This window comes from Enterobacter sp. RHBSTW-00593, assembly GCF_013784105.1.
Taxonomy (GTDB): domain Bacteria; phylum Pseudomonadota; class Gammaproteobacteria; order Enterobacterales; family Enterobacteriaceae; genus Enterobacter; species Enterobacter ludwigii.
On record NZ_CP056393.1, the window covers coordinates 4132915 to 4155880 of the forward strand.

Below are 22966 nucleotides of genomic sequence, written 5' to 3' on the forward strand. Positions count from 1 at the left end.
TTAGAAGGAGTTAACCATGCTTACTGTTATTGCTGAAATCCGTACTCGTCCAGGCCAACATCACCGCCAGGCGGTGCTGGATGAGTTCGTGAAAATTATCCCCACCGTACTGAAGGAAGAAGGCTGCCACGGCTACGCGCCGATGGTCGACGCCACCACCACCGCCAGCTTCCAGGCTACTGCCCCAGACTCGATCATTATGATTGAGCAGTGGGAAACCGTGGCCCATCTTGAAGCCCACCTGCAGACCGCGCACATGAAAGCGTGGAGCGACGCGGTGAAGGGCGATGTGCTGGAAACGCATATCCGCATTCTGGAGCAAGGGGTGTAAGTTTACCCAGTTCCTGATTCCTGCCCTCCCCCTTCCGGGAGAGGGTCAGGGAGGCATATTACCAGTACAACTTCCAGCTTTGGGTAAACCTGACCAACGCCTCCACGTAGAAGTAGTCCCCCCAGCTCGCGCACTCGTCCACGCCTTTATTGCTTGCCAGATGATAAACGGAGTGCTTCAGCAGCCCAGTTCCCTTCTCATCTTTGCCCATCAGGTAGTGTTTCGTCAGTGACGACATCATTCCTTTTGCCCATTCAGAATACCGCTCGCGATCCGGGTCGGTCACCGGCAGATGCTTCACCAGCTCCAGCAGGCCACATACCGCAATCGCCGCCGAGGACGCGTCGCGTAGCGCATCCGTGCCGACCAGCGCCAGGTCCCAGTGGCAGACGTAATCTTCCGGCAGACGGTTGAGGAAGTAGTTCGCCAGCCGTTTCGACAGGGCAATCATCGTCGCATCACCGGTATAGATGTAGCTCAACAGGAAGCCGTAAATTCCCCACGCCTGCCCGCGCGACCAGCAGGAGTCATCGGCATAGCCTTGCTGAGTATTGCCGTAGCGCGGCGCGCCGGTGTGCACATCCATATAGTAGGTGTGGAACGTTGAGGCATCTTCACGGATAAGGTACCTCGCTGCCTGCATCACGTGTGCTTTGGCGGCATCGGCAAAGCGCGGATCGCCCGTCTGTTCGCTCGCCCAGTAGAGCAGCGGCAGGTTCATATTGCAGTCGATAATCATCCGCCCGGCCTGTTCCGGGTCAGCCAGATCGCCCCACGCCTGAATAATCTTTGCCTTCTCGTGGAAGCGCTCCAGCAGCGCCTCCGCCGCCAGCAGCGAGAAGCCACGCGCCTCACGGTTACCGGTCAGTCGCCAGGCCGCCACGCAGGAGAGCGTATACAAAAAGCCCAGATCGTGGGTGTTAGTGTCGTGGCGCCCGGCGATACGCAGGCCAAACGAGCGCACATGTTTTTCCGCCATCGCGCGGAATTTCGCTTCGCCGCTCATCTCCCACGCCAGCCACAGCTGCCCGGTCCAGAAGCTGGTGGTCCACTCCACGTTGTCGGTCAGCGGATAAAAACCCTGCTGGCAGGTTTCCGCCGGGAACTGCTCACCAAACGCCGTTAAATGGCGGCTAATCAGCGCGAGGACATGGTCGCGCGCTGAACTCAGTTCATCGCGGAATACGCGCGAATCAACGGGCACGGGGATAGCGGGCAGGCGTTCCTCTGCGATACGACTTAACATATTTCGGTTCCTTCTTTGACGGCTTAATTATCGTGATGAGGGTTCTGCTACGTTCAGCGCGCGGGGGCCGCGCCATTTACTCTGGCAGGCAGATAACGTAAAGGCAGAAATAAACGTGAAGATCAGCGCCGTGGCGCCCATGATGATATAAGTGTTCTCGAAACCGATGCGGTCATACATATAGCCAGCAGGCGACGAGACCACGACATTGCCGACGTACAGCATCGCCTGATATCCCAGCAAATACATGGTGGCGTTAACGCGCTTATCGAAATGTTCGGCAATATATTTAAAGACGGAGACCAGCAGCAGACAAATTTCCAGACCGTACAGCGGCTTAAGAATGGAAATTAACAGATGTGAATCACACAGACCGGAAATAATCAGACGCGCACCGACCACCAGCCCGACAATTAACAGCCCACGTTTGGCGCCAATAGCGTTCACCAGCAGCGGGATCACCATATACATGACAAACTCCATTCCCGACTGCACGGTCCCCAGATAACCAAACACCGCATTGCCCTGGTGAATATCATCAAAGAAGGTCACGAAATAGCGCGAAAACTGCTGCTCGGCGATAAACATCATCCACGCCACACCGGCCACGTACAGACAGAAGGCCCAGAATTTACGGTTACGCAGCAGCGCGTAAACGTCTGACGGGGCAATTTTCTCTTTTGTCAGCACTTCGCCGGCATGTGCGGAGTTAGTGTTCACTTTCAGGCTCAACAGGACAATCAGCATCACTACCGATGCCACGCTGCCCATAATAAAGTTATACGCTGGCGAGAGATTAAACAGCAGGCCGGAGAAGGAGGACGCCACTGCCCAGCCAAGGGAGCCCCACATCCGGATCTGACCAAACTCCATACCGTTTAAACGGCTAAAACGGTCAGAATAGGATTCGCACGCCGCCACGCCCGCATACCAGGCAAAGCTTAAATAGAGTGCGCCAATAATAATCCCCAGCAGCGTGTTGGACATTAACAGCGGCTGATAGACATAAATAAAGAACGGCGCCATCAGGGCAGACATTGCCACCACAAAATAGAGCAGGTATTTGCTCATGCCGATCTTATCGAGAATATAGCCATAGATGGGCTTCAGAATGACGGAGAAAATCCCGTTCACCGCAAATACGGTACCAATCACCGAACCACTGAGGTTCGCTTTCTGGCCTAACCAGATAGCCAGCAGGCCAATACTGGCAGACCAGGTAAAGAAATAGAGAAATATAAAACTGCTGATTTTGTAATATTCAGTTCTGTTTGTTGTAGCGGTCTTTTTCATATCATCCTCGCCGACGTGTAGGGTCAGAGTTTTTATAATGAGAACGACAGCTGTCGCTCACTGCCGGGCTCGCGGATAACAACCCGGTTCTCGCTAATATTCAGTTGTGGGACTGCCATAACCGGCTGGCTTTCGCCGGCGACGGCTGCACAACAGAGCCAGCTCTCCCCCTGCGCAAGCGTGGTTTTCAACAGCGGAATGGCAGCGCATTCCGGGAACATAATGCTGCTGTTCGGCGGTGTGACGATGCTGTCCGGTTCACGGTTAACCACCGGAGAGAGATCGACCAGCACGCTGGTACCGTTACCGGCGACAAGCCAGCATCCGTTCTCACGGATCTGCGGTTCGGTGTTCATCACCGCAAATCCGCCCTCCGCCGTATTCAGTCGACGGGCGCTATTGATGCGGTGCAGGCGCAGGTGCCACTCACCAAACGGCACTTGCCAGGTTTCGATATGGACGTCATGCCACGGAGACCAGCGTGAGTAGAGATAATCTTCAGTGACCCGCACCGCTTCACATTCGCGGCGACCGCGGAAATAGTTATCCCCGTCTGCCAGCAGCAGCATGGAGTCGCAGGCGGCATGTTTCAGGCCAAACCGTCCGCGCTCAATCGTGAAACCAAAGCGGCTGGAGTAGGCAAATTTGGTGTATTTGGCTTCCGTATTCACGTAGTTATTCAGCTCAAGCTGCCCGGCGGTAAGCATAGTGACGTGCTGCGACTGACCGGCATGCATCAGGATCTGCTGTGCATGCGGGATGACGCGTTTTTCCGCAAGCGCGGGCAGCGGCTGCTCTTCAGCCTGCCAGAACGGATGGTCCTCCGGCATCGCCAGAATCAGGTAGGTTTTCAGCGCCCAGTATGGCGAGCCGGGGGCGTTATAGTCCTCACACATCGCCAGGTTCGGATAAGCAAAACCGAGGGTCAGAATGCCGTCCCGATCGGTGATGGGCTGTTGTTGCCACCAGCGCAGATGGCGCAGCACGATGCCCTTCACAATCCCCGGCGTGAACACCTCCAGACCGGAAAAGGCGACGGCACTCCAGAAGGCGACCATTGCAAAGCGATAGGTCAGGCTGCGACCAAACGGTACCGAGGCACCGTCGGCGGCTGACCAGTAGATAAAGTCTTCGGCGAACAGACGCGAACGCGCTCGCAGCACCTGCGCCCTCTCCTCGTCACCGCTCAGGGTGGCGTAAATCAGGCCGTAGAAATGGAATGCCATCGAGATGTAATAGTCTTTCGGCCGCCCCGGCCCGTCGGAATACCAGCCATCGCCAAGGTAATAGGCCTCCATCATCGCAAACCGTCGGTCAATCGCCGTCTGGTCATACGGCAGCCCGGCGCGCTTAAAACCGAGCTGCACCATAATGGCAAAGTAGTTCCAGTTGCTGTCCGGCATTTGCGCATGGGTGATCTGGTTGAGCCATGCCTGCAGGTTTATGACCTCGCGCCCGGTGAAGTGCGCGGTGAGTTTATCCCCCAGCAGGGCAAGCCCCAGACCGTAGGCCGCCATCTCGACCAGACGCTGATCGTAGGGGCCGGTTTCGCCCCAGTAACCGTCACTGTGCGGATCGGTGCCGAGTTTGATCGCGGTAAGGTATTTTTCGCAAAAGGGGCTGGCATCGCCGGATGCCAGCAGCGGAAACAGCCCCCATAGCGCACGTGAGAGTCCCTCCATCTGCGCGATATCCGTGCTGTAATGCGCACAGGTTTCACCCAGCGAAAATCGTGAACTGCCCGGCGCAAACGCTTTATCCAGCGCACTCAACAGAGTATTCAGTGACGCCACGATATCCTGGCGTGAAGACAACGGATTTGATTTTTCTTTATTTGCCGCCCACATACGCTCACCCTCGTAATCAACTGCGGCAAAGCATAGTGAATCCACACGGGGCAGAAATGTTAGCCATGTCACAGGTAAGAGCGATGAATAAACCCGCAGTTAAGAAAATTTAAAAAGGTGGTTTATAAAGAGATTCTGACGGGAAAAAGTTGAGTTTTATTGCACTATGCGCGACACGCCAACATCCGATCATCTGGAGCTGATTACCTTAAATGACACCGTGGTGTCGTTTAGCCGCCTGTTCGCCAATACGGTGCGCTATCACCACTGGCATCAGTGTTTGGAAATTCTCTATGTGGAAGAAGGCTTTGGCGTGGCGATTGTCGATAACCGTCATTACACCATGCGCCCCGGGCGGCTGTTTTTCTTCCCACCGTTTACCCTGCATAAGGTGATGGTGGACGAGAAGGCAGAAGCCCTTTACAGGCGCACCATTATTCATCTCGACCAGCATGCCGTACTGAAAACCCTGCGTGATTTTCCGCAGGCTCAGCAGCGTCTGCAGAAGCTGTCTCGTCGTGGCGGCGAGGCCTGGGTCGCTGACCTGGCGCATTGCCAGAAGCATATCGATTATCTTCTTGGCTGTTATCAGCCGCCGCTGAATAGCGAAAACATTGCCGGGCTGTTGATTAGCCTGTTTGCCATGCTGCCGGATGATAACGACGGTGCCCCGGGGAGCAGTCAGGGAGTGGCAAGTCAGGTGATGTTCTGGCTGGATGAGCACTATCGGGAGAAATTTCGCCTGGATGCGCTGGCGGCTGAGCTGGGAAAATCACGCAGCTATGTATCGCGAAAATTCCATGCGGAAACAGGCGAGAAGATCCACGACTATCTGAATACGCTACGGCTGCGAAAAGCCTGCGAGTACTTGCTGCACAGTGATGCCAGCGTGCGTGAGATTGCCGCGCAGGTGGGATTTTCCGACGTGACGTGGTTTATCAGCGCCTTTAAAAAAGGGATTGGTGAGACGCCGCTGCAGTACCGGAAAAATCATGGCGCGGCGTGATCCCCTCACCCGCTCTTCTTGCCCGGTTTTAACCCGCGATGAAATTCGTTAATGCGCTTCATCGACCTGATGGTGCGCTGGGGCTCCGTTGACGCTACAGACAAAATGATCATCTCCAGACACAGCAGCACCGTGCCGTGGAGCGGAATTTTGCCCTTTTCACCGCCGCGCGGAACGTGGATCACCACGCTGGCCTCTTTGCTGAAGCGCGAGTCCGTAGCATTGGTCAGCAATATCGTGGGAATACCCAGCCGTTTCGCTTCACGCAGCGTAGTTTGTCCTTCCCGGTGGGCCGATTTTTGCGCCATCATCACCAGCACGTCGCCGCGCTGTAAGGCTATCAACTGCTCTGCCAGACCAATGCCGGTGCGGTTGAGCGCAATAGCGGGCAGGCCGATACGGCTGAACAGCCGGGAAGTGTACTCGGCCAGAATGCCGGAAGCACCAATCCCAAAGATCGCGACCTGGCGTGCCTGCGCCAGCAACGACACCGCCTGCGCCATTGCGTAGCGGTTGTGCGGCTCGGATAGCACGTCACAGGTATGCTGATGCCCTTCCAGCACAAAATCGATGCTCGCGTTCACGTCGCTGGTGAGCGTATTCACCGTGGTGGACATTTTTTCGCTGGAGGAGACCACCGGCCCAAACCACTGCTCCAGAGTCTGCTTCAGGTCACGCAGCCCGGCAAAGCCAAGAGCCTGAATGGCGCGTACCACCGTAGCGTCCGAGGTTTTCAGCAACGCGGCAATTTCCATCGCCGTCTGCTCCATCACCGCTTCGCGGTTTTCATTGATGTAACGCGCAACCTGCAGCAGGCGCGGCGTGAGCTGGTGCCCCCGCGAGCGAAAGCGGTCGCCATAGACATCAACCCGGGCTTTGTCTTTTCTGATCACTGTGACGCCTCCGGCAGCGGTCGACCGGCAATCTGCGACTGCACCTGGGCGGCCATCAGGCCTAAGGAGGCAAAGGAGTTCGAGATGGCCTCTTCACGGGAGATCAGTATGTAGTGGCCGGTGCGACAGGCATTGAGGAACTGACACCAGCCAGGCATCACGGCATCCATCGCTGCCAGCTCATCCTGCGGTTTGCCGCCGGTATCCCCGCGCCAGGTGGCAAAGACAAAATCTGCATCCAGCTCGGGCAGACGCTCGGCGCTGACGTCAATTCGACCGCCGTCAGGGATGGACTCAATCAGCGGCGGGAATGTGAATCCTGCGTCACGCAGCACGCGCCCCAGCGAGTGGTAGCTGTGCATGGCGTTGATTTTGCCCTGGTTGGCCTGTATCACCGACACGGTGATGTTGCGGGTGTCGATGGTCGCTTTCAGGGCGTTAATCTGCTCCTGATAGCGACGTTCAAGGATCTTCAGCCGGGCTTCGGTGCCCGTGAGCTGTGCCAGCTTGCGGTAGATCTCCGGCGCGCCGCCATCGAGATGATCGATACTCACCGTCGGGGCAATTTTCTCCAGCTGTTCAACCGGCGTGTTACGGGTTGGTTCGGTGATGATCAGATCCGGCTTTGCAGCGGCGATGGCCTCGATGTCGATATCCGCGGAGCCGATAAATTTGATGTCGGCGTTATCAAAATCAACGCCCGTCAGCATGCCGCTGGCGCGCAGAAAATGGCTACCGTCCGGCCGCGTGCGCCCGTGGCTTGCCACTGGCGGCACGCCGAGCTCAATCAGCGGAATGGTGATATCCAGATCGTGCAGCGAGACAATCCGCTTCGGATGAAGGGGCACAGTCACTTTGCGGTTCAGATCGTCGGTAAACGTCTGCGTCGGCTCCGCCGCACTCACGGTAAATCCCACCAGCAACAACATCGAAAAAAGTATACGCATCACCATCCCCTAAAATCTGTCCCGTCGCTGCCAGAGCAGCAGCAGGAAAAACGGTCCGCCAATCAATGAAATGACTACGCCTGCCGGCAGCTGCAGCGGCAGGAAAGCCAGACGTCCGACGTTATCTGCCAGCAGAACCAGCAGCGCACCCAGCACGGCACTTCCCGCCAGCAGCGCGGTTTGTCCGCCGCGCAGCAGCAGGCGTGCCATATGTGGCGCAATCAGTCCCACAAAACCGATACTGCCCACGCAGGAGACGCAGGCCGCGGTTAGCACCACCGGGGCAAGCACGCGCAGCAGCGCCAGCCGTGAGGTGTGTACGCCAAGCCCCGTTGCGGTGGGGTTGCCCATCAGGGCCACGTCTGCGGCGCGCGCGGTCAACAGCAATAGCGCAAATGCCGGCAGCGTCCAGGCTGCCGCAATGCCCACCAGCGTCCAGTTTGCGGCATGCAGGCTTCCCGCCAGCCACAGCATCGCCGTTTGCACGTCACGCACGTCGGCGGTGGTCATAAAGACCCCCATTGCCGCGGCAAACGCCCATGAAACACCGATCCCCGTCAGGATAAATCGCGGCCGCGAAATATCGCGCGCCAGCGCCACCACCAGCAGCGCGGTGAGTATGCCCCCCGCCATTCCCGCCAGCGGTCGCCAGGCCAGGCTGAGCGCCGGGAACTGAAAAATCAGCACCAGCACCGCCGCGCTACATCCCTCTTTCACGCCGATAAGCCCCGGGTCGGCAAGGCCATTACGGGTGACAGACTGCATCGCTGCCCCCGCCATGCCGAGCATGGCACCGCATAACACCGCCATCAGCAGACGCGGCAGACGGATATCCATCACGATGTAGCGCGTATCCGCCTCCAGACTTTGCGGATACAGCAGCGCCCGTCCGATGGCCGACGTCGGGATCGGCAGCGAGCCGTGCGTCAGGCCAAACCCGAGCAGGATAAAGGCCGTGAGTGAAATCAGCGCAAGGCAGGCCAGCGCCCTCGGGCGTACCAGCGTTGAAAAGGTGCCAATACGCAACGCGCGCAGTCCGGCCCGGCTCATTTGAACGCCCTCGAGGCCATAAAGATAAAGACGGGAGCACCGACCAGCGCGGTCATAATGCCGGTCGCCAGTTCATTAGGGGTAAACAGCGTGCGGGCGGCGAGATCCGCCAGCAGCAAAACCAACCCTCCACACAGGGCTGAAAGCGGCACCATCACGCGCAGATCCACCGTCACCAGACGCCGTATCAGCTGCGGCACCACGAGGCCAATAAAACCAATCGGCCCGGCAACGGAGACTGCCGCGCCGCACAGCAGCGCGATTGCCAGCAGCGCGAACAGGCGCGTCCTGAGAAGCGATACGCCAAGCCCCTGGGCCATCCGGTCTCCCAGTGCCAGCATATTGAGTGATGGCGACAGCCAGAGCGCAAGGGCGAAACCCGCGCCAGCGGCCCACGAAGCGCTGCGAAGCGTCCCTTCTGTTATCCCGGCCAAATCCCCCGCCAGCCAGGTGCGTAAGGCGAGAAGCGTCTGCTCATCGAGGATCAGGACCGTGGCGGTAATCGAGGAGGCGAACGCCGACATCGCCACCCCGCACAAGGTGACTTTCATCGGCGTCAACCCGGTGCGTCCCGAAGAGGAGAGCATCAGTACCAGCAGAAACAGTGCGGCGGCGCCGGCGGCGGCAATCAGCGGGCGGCCAAACGGCAGAGTGAACCCGAGTGCGCTTGTCAGCACGACGGCCAGCGCGGCGCCGGCATTCAGCCCCAGAATATGTGGCTCACCCAGCGGGTTACGGATAACGGACTGCAGCAAGACGCCTGCCACGCCAAGTGCAGCGCCGGTCAGCATGGCCGCAAGGAGGCGTAACAGGCGCAGCCTGATAATGATGTTATGGTCGAAATTGCGCGGGTCGAAATCGACAAAAGCCTGCACGACCGTCAGGGGAGAAATAACGCGTGCGCCCGTGCCCAGATGTGCAATTGCGCCCATCACCAGCAGCAGCGCAAAAAGCAGAAAAGCCAGTGACGTTCGTATCATGATTTTTCTGCGACCTGGCGAAACGGCATGAAGAACGGTTTGCCGGTGAGCGGATTAACTGACATATGTACGTCAACATCAAACACCGCTTTGATCAGTTCCGGCGTACAGGTATCGCCCTCGTGAAGCACGCCCTCTACTTTCCCCTGGCGTAAAAAGACCAGGGAATCACCGTAGTTCACCGCGAAGTTAAGATCGTGCAGCACCACCACGACGGTACGCCCGTGCTGGCGGGTCAGCGTATGCAGCAGTTCAAGGATTTCCACCTGATAGCGGAGGTCAAGAAACGTTGTCGGCTCGTCGAGCAGGATATAGGGCGTTTGCTGCGCAAGCGCCATCGCAATCCAGCAGCGCTGACGCTGGCCGCCGGAAAGGCTTTCCACCGGCAAATGGGCAAACTCCGCCGTACCGGTCAGGCGCAGTGCCTCTTCCACGGCCTGCTCGTCTTCGTCACTCCACTGGCGCATAAAATTTTGCCAGGGGAAACGCCCGCGCGAAACCAGCTCAAACACGGTTAACCCTTCCGGCAACAGCGGTGACTGCGGCAGAATGCCCAGCTGACGGGCGACCGCTTTGGTTGGCTGTTGATGAATGGCTTTGCCATCCAGCAGCGCAGCTCCCCCGAGAGGTTGCAGCAAACGTGCGATCGTGCTCAGTAGCGTGGATTTTCCACAGCCGTTCGCGCCCACCAGAACGGTTATTTTCTGTGGGGGGATCGCAAGCGAGATCTCATCGACGATGATTTTTTTCTGATAGCCAGCAGAGAGGTTCTCAAGAACCAGTCCTGACTTATTCGTGTTGTGAGCCACGTGAACGCCAACTTAATAAAAAACTAACAAATAAAAATAAAACTCATTCTCTTTTGAGAGTTTGCCGCTGCGCCATGTAGTAGTCAAGAGAAGAAACACCCTTAAAACCCCAGGGTTATCGGGCAGGATCGGGAAAACCGCTAAATGCATTAATTAATTTATTTTCAATAAGTTAATTACTTACCCGGCTAAGTATCAGAGGGGACGTACTGCTGTAGTCGATTTTTGCTTTTTTCCATTTACTACTACATCAGCGCATGATTGAATGATTCTCAATTACATGTTCGATGCCAGCGATGGCTAACGAGCAGACCGTAAAGGGCAATGACTCACACATTCTTCCGTGACGCTTCATTCGCGGGATATTTCGGGAAAACAGATGTAATGGCTACGTTCACTCCTTCACTCTCTGGGGTAAAAGGGCGCGCGCTCTTTTCACTGCTGTTTATGGCGCCGCTGGTACAGGCAGCAGACAACACTGCGGCTCAGGACGGCGAAACGCTTACCGTCACCGCCGATCCTAATGCCGTGGCCGATGCCACCAACGGCTATCAGCCGCTGAACACCTCCACCGCCACACTGACCAATATGCCGATGCTGGATATCCCGCAGGTGGTAAATACTGTCAGCGATAAAGTGCTGGAAGATCAGCACGCTACCACGCTGGATGAAGCCCTCTATAACGTCAGTAACGTGGTGCAGACCAACACGCTGGGCGGCACGCAGGATGCGTTTGTACGCCGTGGATTTGGCGCGAACCGCGACGGCTCAATCATGACCAACGGCCTGCGCACCGTGCTGCCGCGCAGCTTTAACGCGGCCACCGAGCGTGTGGAAGTCCTCAAGGGACCGGCCTCAACGCTGTACGGCATCCTCGATCCGGGAGGGCTTATCAATGTGGTCACCCGACGTCCGGAAAAACAGTTTGGCGGTTCGATCTCGGGCACCTCCTCAAGTTTTGGCGGCGGTACCGGCCAGCTCGATGTCACAGGTCCCATTGAAGGAACGCGCCTGGCTTACCGCCTGACGGGCGAGTACCAGGACGAAGATTACTGGCGAAGTTTCGGCAAGGCGCGCAGCACCTTTATCGCGCCCTCGCTGACCTGGTTTGGCGATGACGCCACCGTGACCGTGCTCTATTCACATCGTGATTATAAGACGCCGTTCGATCGCGGTACGATCTTCGATCTCACGACCAAACAGCCGGTGAATGTTGACCGTAAAACCCGGTTTGACGAGCCGTTCAACATTACCGATGGCCAGTCCGATCTGGCGCAGCTCAACGCGGAATACCGCCTTAACAGCCAGTGGACGGCGAAGTTCGATTACAGTTACAGCCAGGATAAATACAGCGATAACCAGGCGCGGGTGATGGCCTATGACGCGAAAACCGGCAACCTGACCCGTCGTGTGGATGCGACGCAAGGCTCGACGCAGCGCATGCATTCCACCCGTGCAGACCTGCAGGGGAACGTGGATATCGCGGGCTTTTACAATGAGATCCTGACCGGCGTGTCGTATGAGAATTACGACCTGCTGCGCACGGATATGATTCGCTGTAAGAATGTAAAAGATTTCAATATTTACCATCCGTCTTACGGCAATCTGAGCAAGTGTACGACCGTTTCCGCCGCGGACAGCGATCAGACGCTCAAACAGGAGAGTTACTCCGCTTATGCTCAGGACGCCCTGTACCTGACGGATAAATGGATTGCCGTCGCCGGGCTGCGTTATCAGTATTACACCCAGTACGCGGGCAAGGGCCGGCCGTTCAACGTCAATACCGACAGCCGCGACGAGCAGTGGACGCCAAAGCTAGGGCTGGTCTACAAGCTCACGCCATCCGTCTCGCTGTTTGCGAACTACGCCCAGACGTTTATGCCGCAATCGTCCATCGCGAGCTACATTGGCGACCTGCCGCCAGAAACGTCCAATGCCTACGAAGTCGGCGCTAAATTTGACCTGTTCAACGGTATTACCGCCAACATCGCGCTGTTTGATATCCACAAGCGCAACGTGCTGTACACCGAAAGCGTGGCGGGTGAAAACATTGCTAAAACCGCTGGCCGCGTGCGCTCGCAGGGTGTGGAAGTGGATCTGGCAGGCTCTCTGACCGAGAACACCAATATTATTGCCAGCTATGGCTACACCGATGCGAAAGTGCTGGAAGACCCGGATTACGCCGGCAAACCGCTACCAAACGTGCCGCGCCATACCGGTTCGCTGTTCCTGACGTACGATATTCACAATGTCATCGGCGGGAATACCCTGACAATTGGCGGCGGTGGACACGGCGTGAGCCGTCGCTCCGCGACCAACGGTGCGGATTATTATTTGCCAGGGTACGTTGTTGCTGATGCCTTTGCGGCCTATAAAATGAAGCTACAGTATCCGGTGACGCTGCAGGTCAACGTGAAGAACCTGTTTGATAAGACCTACTACACCTCGTCGATTGCGACCAATAACCTCGGCAACCAGCCAGGCGATCCGCGTGAAGTGCAGTTTACGGTGAAGATGGAATTTTGATGTAAAAAAGCCCGGTGGCGCTAGCGCCTACCGGGCCTTCGTTCCATCCCCTCTCCCGGTGGGAGAGGGGTAAAGAGAGGGCATCAGGCCTCAATATCCGCCATATCGCCTTTTTCCTGCAGCCAGTTGCGTCGGTCTTCCGAACGCTTCTTGGCAAGCAGCATATCCATCATGGCGTTGGTTTGCTGTTCGTCTTCGTCGCTGATGGTCAATTGCACCAGGCGGCGGGTGTTTGGATCCAGCGTGGTTTCGCGCAACTGCATCGGGTTCATCTCGCCCAGCCCTTTAAAGCGCTGCACGTTCGGTTTGCCCTTCTTACGCTTGAGCTGTTCCAGTACGCCCGCTTTTTCCTCTTCCGTCAGCGCGTAGTAAACTTCTTTGCCGAGGTCGATACGGTAGAGCGGCGGCAGCGCCACGTGGACGTGACCGTTTTTCACCAGCGTCCTGAAGTGCTTCACAAACAGCGCGCACAGCAGCGTGGCGATGTGCAGACCATCGGAGTCCGCATCCGCGAGGATACAGATCTTACCGTAGCGCAGCTGGCTCAGATCGTCGCTGTCCGGATCGATGCCGATCGCAACGGAGATATCATGCACTTCCTGCGAGGCCAGCACTTCATCCGACGACACTTCCCAGGTGTTCAGGATCTTACCCTTGAGCGGCATGATCGCCTGATATTCACGATCGCGCGCCTGCTTGGCAGAGCCCCCTGCCGAGTCCCCTTCCACGAGGAACAGCTCGGTGCGGTTCAGATCCTGCGCGGTACAGTCCGCCAGCTTGCCCGGAAGCGCCGGGCCACTGGTCAGTTTTTTACGCACCACCTTCTTGGCAGCACGCAGACGTCGCTGGGCGCTGGAAATGGCCATTTCTGCCAGCATCTCGGCGGCCTGCACGTTCTGGTTCAGCCACAGGGTGAAAGCATCTTTGACCACGCCGGAGACGAACGCTGCACACTGACGTGAGGACAAACGTTCTTTGGTCTGACCGGCAAACTGCGGATCCTGCATCTTCACCGACAGGACGTAGGCGCAGCGATCCCAGATATCTTCCGCCGACAGCTTCACGCCGCGGGGCAGAATGTTGCGGTATTCGCAGAACTCGCGCATTGCATCCAGCAGCCCCTGACGCAGACCGTTGACGTGCGTACCGCCAAGCATGGTCGGGATCAGGTTGACGTAGCTTTCGGTCAGCAGCTCGCCGCCTTCCGGCAGCCACAACAGCGCCCAGTCCACTGCTTCCGTATCACCGGTGAAATTACCGACAAACGGTTTTTCCGGCAGGGTTGGCAGGCCGTTAACGGCTTCGCACAGATAGTCGTTCAGACCGTCTTCATAGCGCCAGGTCTGTTCGGTGTTGTTGACGTTATCTTTAAAGGTAATTTCTACGCCAGGGCACAGTACCGCTTTGGCTTTCAGCAGGTGCGTCAGGCGTGAAACAGAGAAACGAGGACTGTCGAAGAAGCTTTCGTCAGGCCAGAAGTGGACGCTGGTTCCGGTATTGCGCTTGCCGCACGTGCCGACGACCTGCAGATCCTGCACCTTCTCGCCGTTTTCAAAGGCGATGTTATACACCTGACCGTCGCGGCGGACGTTGACTTCCACGCGTCTCGACAGGGCGTTAACCACGGAGATCCCCACGCCGTGCAAACCACCCGAGAACTGGTAGTTTTTGTTGGAGAACTTACCGCCCGCATGAAGACGACAGAGGATCAACTCAACGGCTGGCACACCCTCTTCCGGGTGGATATCCACCGGCATGCCGCGTCCGTCGTCGATGACTTCCAGCGACTGATCGGCATGGAGGATGACGTCGACGCGTTTGGCATGGCCAGCCAGCGCTTCATCCACACTGTTATCAATAACTTCCTGGCCCAGATGGTTTGGGCGTGTCGTATCGGTGTACATCCCAGGGCGGCGGCGAACCGGCTCAAGCCCGGTGAGTACCTCAATGGCATCAGCGTTATAGGTTTGCGTCATGATTTAAACTAGCAGTTCGCATTGATTGTCAGTGGCTGTGCAGTCCAAGAAAATCGACAATCTGGGTGAAATGATTCTCAAAGCCCGTGAAAGCATGGTTTCCGCCTTCTTCTATAGTCTGGCGGCAGGATGCGTAATACGCCACTGCCTGGCGGTAATCCAGCACTTCATCACCCGTCTGTTGCAGCAACCAGATAAGATCGGGCGCTTCAAGCGGGTCTACCTGCATAACTTTGAGATCGTAAATATGGCGTGACTCTAGCACATATTGTTGGCCGGTGTAGGGGTTCTCGTTTTGCCCGAGAAAGTCCCGCAGCAGCTCAAATGGCCGAACCGCCGGGTTAACCACCACCGCAGGCAGCATAAAACATTGCGAGAGCCAGGTGGCGTAATATCCGCCCAGCGAAGAACCGACCACGCCGAACGATTCGCCGCCGTGTTCCATCACTACCGATTCCAGCATTTCTGCGGCTTCCGCCGGGTAAGGCGGCAGTTGAGGGATAATCATCTCAACGTGCGGGTGATGTTCGCTCAGCCACTGGCGAAACTGCGTCGCTTTCGCAGAACGTGGCGAACTGTTGAATCCGTGCAGATAGAGGAGCGTAGACATCAATAGCCTTCTGAAGCGGTGTCCGGGCGGAATTTTGCGCCGGTTAAACGGCAGACTTCCGTGGTGAGCAGGCCATCGGGATGCAGTTCGAGCCAGCGCCAGCCCGGTGCGATGGTGTCCAGGGTAAAGTTTGCGCAATGCGGCTTGAACTGAACGCAGGTCGAGGGCGTGGCCAGCAGTCGGCGGCCATTCCAGTCGAGATCCTGTTCCTGATGAATGTGTCCGCACAGGAGATTCTGCACCCGCGGGAATTTCGCCAGCACTCTGTCCAGCGCAGCAGAGTTACGCAGGCTGTGTTGATCAAGCCAGCTACAGCCCGCCGGCAAAGGATGATGATGCAGCAACAGCAGCGTATGACGTTCAGGTTCGGCAGACAGTTTGGTCTCAAGCCAGTCGAGTTGAAAGTCGCTTAACTCACCGTGTGGGACGCCAAAGACCTGGCTGTCCAGCAGCAGGATCTGCCAGTGCTCACCCACAAAAACACATTTTGCCGGAGAGATCCCCGCATCCTGCAGCGAGCTGTACATGGCAGGCTGGAAATCGTGGTTTCCCGGTAGCCAGACGCAAGGCACGCTAAAACTCGCGATGCCTTCAGCGAAATGCTGGTAGGCCGCGGAGGATTGGTCCTGCGCCAGATCGCCCGTCGCGACAATCAGATCGCATGGGCGATTTTCAGCGTGAATGGCGCTAAGTACCGCCTGATAGCTCTCCCAGGTATTCACCCCAAGCAGAGTTTCATGCTTTTCGGCAAAAAGGTGGGTATCGGTGATTTGTAATATCCTGACTGGTGCCCCACCAGCAACAGTCAGGTTCAACAGGCTTTCCAAATGGTGTCCTTAGGTAGGTTTATGACGCTAACAAACCGGAATCGCCATTGCTCCATGTGCTAAACAATATCTTAGCCAGTCGGCTAAAAACTGGTTAATTTGATGCTTTTCGTCGCGTTGATGCAACTTTTTATTCGGATAATCATACCGCGCTTTGAAGCGAAAGATCTGCTGGCTTGAACACACTTCAGCGACCATCGCGTCATGGTAAAGGCGCACCGTCATCGACGGCAGGCTCCAGTAGCTAATGCTGGGCGCCGTTTGTTCAATTTCGACAAGCGTAGTGTAGCGCGTTGATTCTGTTATCGTTAATCGATACTGCGCGTTGCTCACCTGATAGCTCACCGTTTCGCCGGGTGCGTCGTTTTTCGGCAGCAGGCGGCGCAATTGTGCGAAATTGGTTTCGCACAGGCGCATCATTTCTGGGAAGTCAGGTGTATAACGCTTCATTTTTTCCACTCGTTTCGTAAAGTCTGATAATGCAGTTGCAGCCATTGCAGAGCGATGACAGACGCTGCGTTGTCGATTTTCCCCTCTTCTACCCACTGATAAGCCTGCTCCCGACTCACCACATGAACCCGAATATCTTCGTTTTCATCTGCCAGACCGTGGATCCCTTCCGCCGTCGTGGCGTCCACTTCGCCCACCATAATGGACAAGCGCTCGCTGGTGCCGCCTGGGCTTGCCAGATAACTCAGCACCGGTTTTGTCCGGCCAACCACCAGCCCCGCCTCTTCCAGCGCCTCGCGGCGGGCAACGTCTTCGACCGATTCGCCCTCTTCAATCATGCCGGCCACCATCTCCAGCAGCCAGGGGCTGGCGCTGACGTCATACGCGGCAATGCGGATCTGCTCCACCAGCACGACTTCATCACGCACTGGGTCAAAGGGTAGCAAGACTGCCGCATGCCCGCGCTCAAAAATTTCGCGTCTGATTTCACCGCTCATTTCGCCGTTAAACAGGCGATGCCTGAAACGGTAAAGTTCCATTGAAAAAAAACCGCTATAAAGCGTTTCTCGTGCAATAATTTCTACATCGTTTTTCGCGAATGTCACGGGCAAGTTTTCTGGTTTTTGCATGAGTCGAGTCCTGGTAGCAATGGTGATGAAATTATGAATTTCAAGGCTGTTTGGCTGCCGTTTGTAAGGCTATATGGTAGATTGGTGCAAATTACCGCCAGATGGCACGTAACGCCAACCTTTTGGTATGGAAGATTCTGTTAGAATCGGCAATTATTTTTTAATTAGATCAGCGCTAATACTGCTTCACAACAAGGAATGCAAATGAAGAAATTGCTCCCCATCCTTATCGGCCTGAGCCTGACGGGCTTCAGTGCAATGAGCCAGGCGGAAAACCTGTTACAGGTCTACCAGCAGGCACGTCTGGGCAACCCTGATTTACGTAAATCAGCGGCCGATCGTGATGCTGCGTTTGAAAAGATTAACGAAGCGCGTAGCCCATTGCTGCCACAGTTAGGTTTAGGTGCAGATTATACCTACAGCAACGGTTTCCGCGACGCCAATGGCGTTAACTCCAATGCTACCAGCGCCTCACTGCAATTAACACAGACGCTGTTTGATATGTCCAAATGGCGTGCCTTGACCCTGCAGGAAAAGAGCGCGGGCATCCAGGATGTGACGTATCAGACCGATCAGCAGACGCTGATCCTGAACACCGCCACCGCATACTTCAACGTGCTGAGCGCAATTGACTCGCTCTCCTACACCGAAGCGCAGAAACAGGCGATTTACCGCCAGTTAGATCAAACCACCCAGCGTTTCAACGTGGGTCTGGTGGCAATCACTGACGTTCAGAACGCCCGTTCACAATACGATAGCGTCCTGGCCAACGAAGTGACCGCACGTAACAACCTCGATAACGCGCTGGAATCCCTGCGTCAGGTTACCGGGAATTACTACCCTGAGCTGGCGTCGCTGAACGTCGACAGCTTCAAAACGGATAAACCGCAGGCCGTTAACGCCCTGCTGAAAGAAGCGGAAAACCGCAACCTGACGTTACTGCAGGCGCGTCTGAGCCAGGATCTGGCCCGCGAGCAAATCCGTCAGGCACAGGACGGCCACCTGCCGACCCTGAGCCTGAGCGCGTCTACCGGCGTGTCTGATACCACTTACAGTGGTTCTAAAACGAACACCTCCCAGTACGACGACAGCAACATGGGTCAGAACAAAGTGGGTCTGAACTTCTCGCTGCCACTGTACCAGGGCGGCCAGGTGACCTCTCAGGTGAAACAGGCGCAATACAACTTTGTTGGCGCGAGCGAACAGCTGGAAAGTGCCCACCGCAACGTGGTACAGACCGTTCGTTCGTCCTTCAACAACGTGAATGCCTCTATCAGCAGCATCAACGCCTATAAACAGGCCGTTGTGTCTGCGCAGAGCTCTCTTGATGCCATGGAAGCGGGTTACTCCGTGGGTACGCGTACCATCGTTGACGTCCTGGACGCAACGACCACGCTGTACAACGCGAAACAGCAGCTCTCCAGCGCACGTTATCAGTACCTGATTAACCAGCTGAACATCAAACAGGCGCTGGGTACGTTGAACGAGCAGGATCTGCAGATGCTGAACAGCACCCTGGGTAAACCTGTCTCTACTTCTCCGGAAAATGTTGCGCCAGAGAACCCTGAGCAGGTTGCCGCCGTTGATAACTTCAACGGTAACGGTGCTGCACCTGCCGCGCAGCCAGCTGCCGCACGTACGACTGCACCCGCCAGCAGCGGTAACAATCCGTTCCGCAATTAAGCATGTCATCGGGCCCACTGCGGCCTGATGCCTTCGCTATACCCCTCTCCTTTTGGGAGAGGGCGTATGCAAATCACACCTGAACGTAAGCCAACGTAAAGATCCCCCTCATTCCGGCCATCATCGCTTCATTTTCAACCACTCATCCTCTATCCTGAGCGTTATTACCACTGGGTCCAGGAAGACAACGATGAAACGGACAAAATCTATCAATCACGCTTCGTTCCGCAAAAGCTGGAACGCGCGTCATCTCACCCCTGTTGCGCTGGCCGTCACGGCTGTCTTTATGCTGGCAGGCTGTGAGAAAAGCGATGAAACAGTTTCGCTTTATCAAAACGCGGACGACTGCTCTGCTGCAACCGGCAACGCCGCAGAGTGTAAAACGGCGTATACCAACGCCCTGAAAGAGGCGGAACGTACTGCGCCGAAATATGCTTCACGTGAAGACTGCGTGGCAGAGTTCGGTGAAGGTCAGTGTCAGCAGGCACCGGCTCAGGCAGGCACAGCCCCTGAAAACCAGGCACAGGCCCAGTCCAGCGGCAGTTTCTGGATGCCGCTGATGGCAGGTTACATGATGGGCCGCCTGATGAGTGGTGGTGCGGGTTACCAGCAGCAGCCGCTGTTTAGCTCGAAAAACCCGGCCAGCCCGGCTTATGGTCAATATACCGATGCCAGCGGCAAAGGCTATGGCGCAGCCACCCCTGGCCGCTCCGTAACCGTACCGAAAACGGCGATGGCTCCGAAACCTGCGACCACCAGCACCATTACCCGTGGCGGGTTCGGTGAGTCTGTGGCGAAACAGACCAGCATGCAGCGTAGCGCGTCAGGCACGTCCACTCGCTCAATGGGCGGCTGATCATGGAACGAGTCAGTATCACCGAGCGCCCGGACTGGCGCGAAAAAGCGACCGAATACGGTTTTAACTTCCACACCATGTACGGCGAGCCATACTGGTGTGAAGACGCTTACTACAAGCTCACGCTTGCCCAGGTTGAGAAACTGGAAGAGGTGACCGCCGAGCTGCATCAGATGTGCCTGAAAGTGGTGGATAAAGTCATCGACAGCGACGCGCTGATGGCGAAGTTCCGCATTCCGAAGCACACCTGGAGTTTCGTCCGCCAGTCGTGGAAAACCCACCAGCCTTCGCTTTACTCACGTCTCGATCTGGCGTGGGACGGCGTGGGCGATCCTAAGCTTCTGGAAAACAATGCTGATACGCCAACCTCGCTGTACGAAGCGGCGTTCTTCCAGTGGATCTGGCTGGAAGACCAGGCCAATGCCGGCAACCTGCCGCAAGGCAGCGACCAGTTCAACAGCCTGCAGGAAAAGCTGATTGAGCGTTTCGCCGAACTGCGCGAACAGCATGGTTTTAATCTGCTGCACCTTGCCTGCTGCCGCGACACGGAAGAAGACCGTGGCACGGTGCAATATCTGCAGGACTGCGCGGCCGAAGCTGAAGTGGCGACCGAGTTCCTCTATATTGAAGATATCGGCCTGGGTGAGAAAGGTCAGTTTACTGACCTGCAGGATCAGGTGATAAGCAACCTGTTCAAGCTCTACCCGTGGGAATACATGCTGCGTGAAATGTTCTCCACCAAGCTGGAAGACGCCGGCGTGCGCTGGCTGGAGCCGGCATGGAAGAGCATTATCTCCAACAAAGCCCTGCTGCCGATGCTGTGGGAGATGTTCCCGAACCATCCGAACCTGCTGCCGGCTTACTTTGCGGAAGACGATCACCCGCCGATGGAGAAATACGTCGTTAAACCGATCTTCTCCCGTGAAGGGGCGAACGTGTCGATTATTGAAAATGGCAAAACGCTGGAAGCCGTTGAAGGGCCTTATGGCGAGGAAGGAATGATCGTCCAGGCGTTTTATCAACTGCCGAAGTTTGGTGACAGCTATACCCTGATTGGCAGCTGGCTCATCAACGATCAGCCAGCCGGGATTGGCATCCGCGAAGATCGCGCGCTGATCACGCAGGATCTGTCACGGTTCTATCCGCACATTTTTGTCGAGTGATCGGGTGTGCCGGGGTGCGAGCGGAAGCCCTCATCCCGGCCCTTTCTCTTTGGGAAAGGCATGCATACGTTATCCAATCTGCACCGACAACATACTTAAGCTTCCCATCTCAATGCCATCGACCGGTATGCTGATCGGCTCCTGACCATCCCACGCGCCCAGTACATACAGCAACGGCAGGAAGTGTTCCGGCGTCGGGTTAGAGAGTGAACCGCCTTCGTGATCCAGATAGTTCACCAGCGGATGCTCCTCAACCGGCCCTTGCCAGGTCAGATTCGCTTTCACGTAATCGTTAAAAGACGTCGCCCACGGATATGGTGTGTTCTCACCGTGCCAGCGCGCTGTACGCAGGTTATGTACCACGTTGCCGCTTGCGATCAGCATGATGCCCTCGTCGCGTAAGGTCGCCAGTTTTCGCCCCATCTCCAGGTGCCAGGCCGCAGGTTTAGTGCTGTCGATACTCAACTGCACCATTGGGATGTCCGCCTCGGGATACATCTTTATCAGTACGCCCCACGAGCCATGGTCAAAGCCCCAGGCTTCGTTATCCAGCGCCACAGGCACAGGCGCGAGTAATTCCACCAGCTGTCGGGCCAGCGCTGGCGAGCCGGGTGCCGGATAGTGCGTGTCGTACAACGCCTGCGGGAAGCCGCCGAAATCATGAATGGTTTTTGGCGTTTCCATTGCGGTGACGCCCGTGCCCCGGGTAAACCAGTGCGCAGACACCACCACAATCGCTTTCGGACGCGGTAGCGTCTCGCCCAGATGACGCCATACTCGGGTATAGACGTTGTCTTCCAGAACGTTCATTGGGCTACCGTGGCCTAAAAACAGTGCTGGCATACGGGAAGAAGTCATGATGATATCCTTACAGAAGGTGTCAATTTAATGGTTCTACATTACGCGCAATCTCGCCCGGATGAACGCTGATAAGCGTGAAGATCATCATCAGGAAATTTGAATGTAAGGAATGTGTAAAGCAGGGTTTCGCCTCTCGCTTTGACCGAAATGAACCATTAATATTAATGATAATCATTATCATAAGGAGCAATGCATGTCAGTCCCCTTGATCCTGACTATACTGGCGGGCGCCGCAACGTTCATCGGTGCCATTCTCGGTGTGCTTGGTCAAAAGCCGTCTAACCGCGTGCTGGCCTTCTCATTGGGCTTTGCTGCCGGGATCATGCTGCTCATCTCTCTGATGGAGATGCTCCCTGCCGCACTGGGCACCGAAGGCATGTCTCCGGTGCTGGGGTATGGCATGTTTGTATTCGGCCTGCTTGGCTACTTTGCCCTCGACCGCATGCTGCCGCACGCGCATCCGCAGGATTTAATGCAAAAAAGCGTGACCCCGATACCGCGCAATATTAAGCGCACGGCCATTCTGTTAACGCTCGGCATAAGCCTGCACAACTTCCCGGAAGGCGTGGCAACCTATGTCACCGCCAGCAGCAATCTGGAGATGGGCTTTGGTATCGCCCTGGCGGTCGCTTTGCACAATATTCCTGAAGGACTGGCGGTGGCCGGGCCGGTTTATGCCGCCACGGGCTCGAAACGGACCGCGGTCTTCTGGGCGGGGATCTCGGGGATGGCCGAAATTCTCGGCGGCGTGCTGGCGTGGTTGATTCTGGGCAGCCTGGTCTCGCCTGTGGTGATGGCCGCTATCATGGCCGCCGTGGCCGGGATAATGGTGGCGCTCTCCGTGGATGAGCTGATGCCGCTGGCGAAAGAGATCGATCCGAATAATAACCCGAGCTATGGCGTGCTGTGCGGCATGTCGGTGATGGGCTTGAGCCTGGTGCTGCTGCAAACAGCAGGGATCGGCTAAGACAATCGCGCATTAA

General features: G+C 56.5%; 21 protein-coding genes. 7 read left to right on the forward strand and 14 right to left on the reverse strand.

What is annotated here, in order from left to right:
* Positions 1-16: 16 nt before the first annotated feature.
* Complete coding sequence (locus HV242_RS19775) at positions 17-331, forward strand: putative quinol monooxygenase (RefSeq protein WP_014171627.1); 315 nt, start codon at positions 17-19, stop codon at positions 329-331.
* Between the two features lie 58 nt (positions 332-389).
* On the opposite strand, the gene HV242_RS19780 is transcribed toward HV242_RS19775, so the two are convergent.
* Genes HV242_RS19780 through HV242_RS19790 form a run of 3 tightly spaced genes read right to left on the reverse strand, consistent with a single transcriptional unit; the run spans position 390 to position 4717 of the window.
* The gene (locus tag HV242_RS19780; protein ID WP_020883650.1) at positions 390-1577 is read right to left on the reverse strand and encodes a glycoside hydrolase family 88 protein; all 1188 of its coding nucleotides are present in this window, start codon (positions 1575-1577) and stop codon (positions 390-392) included.
* A 27-nt stretch (positions 1578-1604) separates the two neighbouring features.
* Positions 1605-2870 carry an oligosaccharide MFS transporter gene (locus HV242_RS19785; protein ID WP_025203155.1) on the reverse strand — a complete coding sequence of 422 codons (1266 nt, stop codon included), beginning with the start codon at positions 2868-2870 and terminating at the stop codon, positions 1605-1607.
* Between the two features lie 32 nt (positions 2871-2902).
* Positions 2903-4717, reverse strand: a complete 1815-nt coding sequence (locus tag HV242_RS19790) for a DUF2264 domain-containing protein (protein WP_050737301.1) — start codon at positions 4715-4717, stop codon at positions 2903-2905.
* A gap of 166 nt (positions 4718-4883) precedes the next feature.
* Between HV242_RS19790 and HV242_RS19795 the strand changes: the two genes are divergently transcribed.
* Positions 4884-5723, forward strand: a complete 840-nt coding sequence (locus HV242_RS19795; RefSeq protein ID WP_032680286.1) for an AraC family transcriptional regulator — start codon at positions 4884-4886, stop codon at positions 5721-5723.
* Between the two features lie 5 nt (positions 5724-5728).
* Here the strand turns inward: HV242_RS19795 and HV242_RS19800 are convergent, their stop codons facing one another.
* The 5 genes from HV242_RS19800 to HV242_RS19820 are packed head-to-tail and all read right to left on the reverse strand — an operon-like array spanning position 5729 to position 10402.
* Positions 5729-6616 (reverse strand): MurR/RpiR family transcriptional regulator, encoded by an 888-nt coding sequence (locus HV242_RS19800; protein WP_014171632.1) that lies wholly within the window; start codon positions 6614-6616, stop codon positions 5729-5731.
* On the reverse strand, positions 6613-7563 hold the full coding sequence (locus tag HV242_RS19805; RefSeq protein WP_020883645.1) for an iron-siderophore ABC transporter substrate-binding protein: 951 nt from the start codon (positions 7561-7563) through the stop codon (positions 6613-6615). Before HV242_RS19805 ends, HV242_RS19800 begins: the two co-directional genes overlap by 4 nt.
* Positions 7564-7572: 9 nt before the next feature.
* On the reverse strand, positions 7573-8613 hold the full coding sequence (locus tag HV242_RS19810; protein ID WP_040018823.1) for a FecCD family ABC transporter permease: 1041 nt from the start codon (positions 8611-8613) through the stop codon (positions 7573-7575).
* Positions 8610-9593, reverse strand: a complete 984-nt coding sequence (locus HV242_RS19815; RefSeq protein ID WP_050737302.1) for a FecCD family ABC transporter permease — start codon at positions 9591-9593, stop codon at positions 8610-8612. The genes HV242_RS19810 and HV242_RS19815 overlap by 4 nt, the downstream gene beginning before the upstream one ends.
* Positions 9590-10402: an ABC transporter ATP-binding protein gene (locus tag HV242_RS19820; RefSeq protein ID WP_044859191.1), complete on the reverse strand. Its 813-nt coding sequence runs from the start codon at positions 10400-10402 to the stop codon at positions 9590-9592. The genes HV242_RS19815 and HV242_RS19820 overlap by 4 nt, the downstream gene beginning before the upstream one ends.
* 384 nt (positions 10403-10786) lie before the next feature.
* Here HV242_RS19820 and HV242_RS19825 point away from each other — a divergent pair, with 384 nt between their 5' ends.
* Positions 10787-12928, forward strand: a complete 2142-nt coding sequence (locus HV242_RS19825; protein WP_047355865.1) for a TonB-dependent siderophore receptor — start codon at positions 10787-10789, stop codon at positions 12926-12928.
* Positions 12929-13011: 83 nt separating this feature from the next.
* Here the strand turns inward: HV242_RS19825 and parE are convergent, their stop codons facing one another.
* Genes parE through nudF form a run of 5 tightly spaced genes read right to left on the reverse strand, consistent with a single transcriptional unit; the run spans position 13012 to position 17420 of the window.
* Positions 13012-14904, reverse strand: a complete 1893-nt coding sequence (gene parE, locus HV242_RS19830; RefSeq protein WP_020883640.1) for a DNA topoisomerase IV subunit B — start codon at positions 14902-14904, stop codon at positions 13012-13014.
* A gap of 28 nt (positions 14905-14932) precedes the next feature.
* Positions 14933-15514, reverse strand: a complete 582-nt coding sequence (gene yqiA / locus HV242_RS19835; protein WP_025203008.1) for an esterase YqiA — start codon at positions 15512-15514, stop codon at positions 14933-14935.
* Positions 15514-16341, reverse strand: coding sequence for a 3',5'-cyclic-AMP phosphodiesterase (cpdA, locus tag HV242_RS19840; protein ID WP_020883638.1), 828 nt, complete (start codon positions 16339-16341; stop codon positions 15514-15516). The genes yqiA and cpdA overlap by 1 nt, the downstream gene beginning before the upstream one ends.
* A gap of 27 nt (positions 16342-16368) precedes the next feature.
* Positions 16369-16791 (reverse strand): DUF1249 family protein, encoded by a 423-nt coding sequence (locus tag HV242_RS19845; RefSeq protein WP_014833293.1) that lies wholly within the window; start codon positions 16789-16791, stop codon positions 16369-16371.
* Positions 16788-17420 carry an ADP-ribose diphosphatase gene (gene nudF / locus HV242_RS19850; RefSeq protein WP_014171643.1) on the reverse strand — a complete coding sequence of 211 codons (633 nt, stop codon included), beginning with the start codon at positions 17418-17420 and terminating at the stop codon, positions 16788-16790. Before nudF ends, HV242_RS19845 begins: the two co-directional genes overlap by 4 nt.
* A 204-nt stretch (positions 17421-17624) precedes the next feature.
* Here nudF and tolC point away from each other — a divergent pair, with 204 nt between their 5' ends.
* The 3 genes from tolC (at position 17625) to HV242_RS19865 (ending at position 21122) form a co-directional block, all read left to right on the forward strand.
* Positions 17625-19103: an outer membrane channel protein TolC gene (gene tolC / locus HV242_RS19855; RefSeq protein WP_020883637.1), complete on the forward strand. Its 1479-nt coding sequence runs from the start codon at positions 17625-17627 to the stop codon at positions 19101-19103.
* A gap of 190 nt (positions 19104-19293) precedes the next feature.
* Positions 19294-19959, forward strand: coding sequence for a DUF1190 family protein (locus HV242_RS19860; RefSeq protein ID WP_014171645.1), 666 nt, complete (start codon positions 19294-19296; stop codon positions 19957-19959).
* Positions 19960-19961: 2 nt separating this feature from the next.
* Complete coding sequence (locus tag HV242_RS19865; protein WP_014171646.1) at positions 19962-21122, forward strand: glutathionylspermidine synthase family protein; 1161 nt, start codon at positions 19962-19964, stop codon at positions 21120-21122.
* Between the two features lie 69 nt (positions 21123-21191).
* Here the strand turns inward: HV242_RS19865 and ygiD are convergent, their stop codons facing one another.
* Entirely contained in the window at positions 21192-21980 is a 789-nt protein-coding gene (gene ygiD, locus HV242_RS19870) for a 4,5-DOPA-extradiol-dioxygenase (RefSeq protein ID WP_020883636.1), read from the reverse strand.
* Positions 21981-22176: 196 nt separating this feature from the next.
* Between ygiD and zupT the strand changes: the two genes are divergently transcribed.
* Complete coding sequence (gene zupT, locus HV242_RS19875; RefSeq protein WP_020883635.1) at positions 22177-22950, forward strand: zinc transporter ZupT; 774 nt, start codon at positions 22177-22179, stop codon at positions 22948-22950.
* The last annotated feature ends 16 nt before the right edge of the window (positions 22951-22966 follow it).